This window comes from Symbiobacterium sp. (assembly GCF_040797425.1).
Lineage (GTDB): Bacteria > Bacillota > Sulfobacillia > Symbiobacteriales > Symbiobacteriaceae > Symbiobacterium.
Window position 1 is genome coordinate 1 of record NZ_JBFNEH010000144.1, and the last position, 1,024, is coordinate 1,024.

Annotated in this window: 1 protein-coding gene; it reads right to left on the minus strand. The window is 64.3% G+C overall.

What is annotated here, in order from left to right:
- A partial coding sequence (locus AB2385_RS17135; protein ID WP_367656217.1) for an IS110 family transposase occupies positions 1-820 on the minus strand: 820 nt, incomplete at its 3' end.
- Positions 821-1,024: the final 204 nt, after the last annotated feature.

Consider the following 1,024-nt stretch of genomic DNA (forward strand, 5'->3'; position numbering starts at 1 on the left):
CGTTGTACGTCAGGGCGCTGATCGCGGGCATGTACAGGCCGGCCCTCAGGCGCGATGAGCCCATCTTGGAGATGCGTGTCTGCCCCCGGTAGCTCCCGGACTCCTGCAGCCGTGGATTGAGCCCGGCAAAGGCGGTGATGGCGCGGCTGTTGGCAAAGCGCAGCGGGTCGCCCAGCTCCGCCAGGAGCAGGGCGGCGGTCTTGTCGGCGACTCCGTCGATGCTGGTCAGCAGGTCGCGCTTGCCTCGCAGGTCCGGGTCGTTGTCGATGTGGTCGTCGATGGCCTTGAGGGTTTCTTCGATCTCCTGGCTGACATGCTCCAGCACCGACTGGATCGAGGCCTGCACACTGGCATCGGCCACTTCCAGACGGTTGCGCTCCATCTGTTCGATTTCGCGAAGATCCCCCAGGCGCCGTACCAGGGCCTTCAGGCGCTTTACGGCACGGGGCTCGGGTTGCCAGGGGCGCAGCTCGTCCTGGTGGCGCTCGCCGTATTCGGCGATCAGCTTGGCGTCGACCTTGTCGGTCTTCACCCGCTGCAGCTGGCTGCGGGCGTAGTGGGCGATCTGCGCCGGGTTGAGGACACAGACCCGATAGCCTTGCTCCAGCAGCCATTCGGCCAGGGCTTCATGGTAGATGCCGGTGGCCTCCATCACGACCCAGGCTCCGGGTTCGCTATGTTTGTTCAGCCAGTCGCGCAAGACGGCGAAACCCGCTTTGTCGTTGGCCAGCTTGGCCTTGGTGCGGTACTTGCCGTTGGGCTGCAGGGTGGCGAGGTCAAAGGTGTGTTTGGCGATGTCGATGCCGATGACGCTGGGCATGGATTCTCCTCTCGATCCGTTCAGACGCGATCATCACTGCACCCGGCCCAACCTTGTGAATGCGAGCTCGAGGCTCTGGATACCGTTCGGGCTGTTCGAGTGAGTGTGGAGGGGCGGAGCACTATCTACGTTGCAGGCTCGCGGCCTAAGGGTGGGCACGGCTTCCTATCCCTCCCCCGATGATCAGTCGGGGACTATGCCCCT